Origin of the sequence: Microbacterium sp. (assembly GCF_035687345.1) — a bacterium.
Taxonomy (GTDB): Bacteria; Actinomycetota; Actinomycetes; order Actinomycetales; family Microbacteriaceae; genus Microbacterium.
On record NZ_DASRXZ010000115.1, the window covers coordinates 1 to 2,748 of the forward strand.

A 2,748-nucleotide genomic window follows, 5' to 3' on the forward strand; every position below is an offset into this window, starting at 1 on the left:
TGCCGCATGAGCGCCGCGAGGCGGATCGACGGGCGCTGGTAGTCGCTGAACGCGAGGTAGGTCGAGCCGAACGGGCGCCACAGGCCGTGCACCGCGATGCCGGTGAGGATCGCCGCCATCGCGTGCTCGCGCACGCCGAAGCGGATGAAGTCACCTCCCGGGTTCGCCCCGTCGACACCGGTCCCGGGCACGGCGACGCTCGTCGACTCCGACAGGTCGGCGGAGCCGCCCCACAGCACGCCCTGCGGCGCGAGTGCGACGAGCACCTTGCCGTTGGTGGCACGGGTGGCGACGGATGCCCCGGGCTCCGGGATCTCGGCGGCGACGGCGTCCAACTCGTGCGACAGCGCCTCCGGGTCGCCGCCGCGCGTCAGGCCGCGCCGGCGCGAAGCCTCGACCCGGTGCGTGCGCTCCCACTCCGCGAAGCGGATGAGCCACTCCTCGCGCATGCGCGCGCCGCGATCGAGCGCGCCGCGGGTGTGGGCGAGGACCTCGTCGGGGATGAGGTCCTCGAGACCCGCGTCGGGCGGGAACCGCAGTATGCGCTTCACCTCGGCGACATCCTCGACGCCGAAGGCCCCCGCGTGCGCTGCTGCGGTTCCCGCCCGCGCGGGCGACGGGAAGCCGATGGTTGTGCGGACCGCGACGAACGTCGGGCGCCCGGTGCGCTCGCGCGCCTCGCGGAGCACGCCCTCGACGGCGTCGAGGTCGAGCGGGTCGTCGATCTCGAGCACGCGCCACCCGTAGGCGCGGTAGCGCGCCCGCACGTCCTCGGTGAACGCGAGGTCGGTGGGGCCGTCGATCGTGATGCGGTTGTCGTCCCACAGCATCACGAGGTTGTCGAGCCCGAGCGTGCCGGCGAGGCTGCTCGCCTCGCCCGAGACGCCTTCTTCGAGGCATCCGTCACCGGCGATCACCCACACCGTCGGGTCGAACAGCCCGGTGCCCGCACCGTGCAGCGCCTCATCCCGGCGGGCCGCGAGGCTCACGCCGACAGCGCTCGCGACGCCCTGCCCGAGCGGGCCGGTCGACAGCTCGATGCCGGGGGTGTGACCGAGTTCGGGATGACCGGGCGTGCGCGAGTCGAGTCCGCGGCTGCGTTCGAGGTCGGAGGGCTCGAGGCCGTAGCCGGTCAGCAGCAGCTGCACGTACAGCAGCAGCGACGCGTGCCCGGCCGACAGGATCACGCGGTCGCGGCCCTCCCACGACGGATCGGCCGGGTCGTGGTGCAGCACGCGCGAGTAGAGCACATGTGCGACCGGAGCGAGGGCCATCGCGGTGCCGGCATGCCCGTGGCCCTTCGCCTGGACGACGTGCGCGGGGAGCGCGATCGCGGTCTCGACCGCACGCACCTCGGCGGGATCGGACGAGCGCACGATGGACTGGCCGCTGTCGGAGGAAAGCTCGTCGTTGCGCATCATCCCACTTTGGGATAGGTCTATACAAAAGTCAACGCGACGGTGACGTCGTCTGTGGACTTGTGAGAGGGGAGAACGGATGCTGCCGACCGGCCCGGGCGCGGTGCTCGAGCTCATCCGCACGGGGCGCGCGACCACGCGCGGCGAGCTCATCGCGCACCTGGGGTGGTCGCGCGTCACGCTCGGCCGTCGGCTCGACGAACTGGTCGGCGCGGGGCTCATCGTGAGCGGCGGGCAGCTGGACTCCTCGGGCGGGAGGCCGCCCGAGCGCCTCGCCGTGAACAAGGACGCGGGCGTGCTTCTCGCGCTCGACATCGGCGGCTCGCACACGCGCATCGGTCTGACCGACCTCGTCTCGAACGTCCTCGAGGAGGACGAGGCGGACATCGGCAACGAGGACGGCCCCGATGACATCTTCGAGTGGGCGCTCCAGGTGTGGGACTTCCTGCTCGCGCGGGTCGGCCGCACGCGCGCCGACGTGCGCGGGATCGGCATCGGCGTGCCGGGCCCGGTCGACCCGCGCACGGGCGAGCTCGGTGCGGGCCAACCGGACCGGCGATGGGAAGGCGTGCGGGTCTCGCGGTACTTCGAGGGGTTCGACGCGGTCTTCGCGCTAGATCGAGACGTCAACGTGCACGCCGTGGCGGAGAGCCGCGTCGGTTGGCCGACGTACAGCGACCTCCTCGTCGTGAAGGCCGGCATCGGACTGAGCTGCGCGATCGTGTCGGGCGGGCGGATCGTGCGCGGTGCGCGCGGGGGAGCGGGCCAGCTGAGTGCGCCCCGCACGGGCGTCGATCAGCCGCTGCGCGAGCTGCAGGTCACCGCCAGCGGCGCGGTCGTGCGCGATCGCCTCGCGCGGGACGGCATCGCCGCGCGCACGAGCGCCGAGATCGTGGCGCTCGCGCAGTCCGGCGACCGCACCACGGAGGAGGCGCTCGTCGAGATGGGCACGAGACTCGGCTCCGCGCTCGCGGAGGTCGTCGGGATCCTCAACCCGGAGGCGGTCATCATCGGCGGCAACCTCGCCGACGCGGGCGACCGATTCCTCAGCGCGGTCCGCGCGGAGCTGCTCGGCACCGCCCTGCCGTACGCCCGGCGGGGACTCGTCATCGAGAAGAGCCGGCTCGGCGATCGCGCCGGCGTGCGGGGCGCGGCGCTCATCGCGCAGGACGCGCTGTTCGACGCGGACCGGGTCGACCGGCTGATGGCGGAGCGCACCGAGCGCGCGGATCGCTCAGTGGGAGCGGAGGCGTAGCCGTGGCATCCGCTTTCGTCCAATACTGTTCAAAAGTCAGGCCAACGTATATGGTGACGACCAACGGGGCGCCCG

Annotated in this window: 1 protein-coding gene and 1 pseudogene; one reads left to right on the forward strand and one right to left on the reverse strand. The window is 72.8% G+C overall.

Annotation, left to right across the window (positions count from 1 at the left end):
• A pseudogene (locus VFF97_RS12565) lies at nt 1–1,418 on the reverse strand (transketolase); the annotation flags it as partial.
• A 79-nt stretch (nt 1,419–1,497) separates the two neighbouring features.
• On the opposite strand from VFF97_RS12565, the gene VFF97_RS12570 reads away from it, so the two are divergent.
• Nucleotides 1,498–2,673: an ROK family protein gene (locus VFF97_RS12570; protein WP_325033832.1), complete on the forward strand. Its 1,176-nt coding sequence runs from the start codon at nt 1,498–1,500 to the stop codon at nt 2,671–2,673.
• Nucleotides 2,674–2,748: the final 75 nt, after the last annotated feature.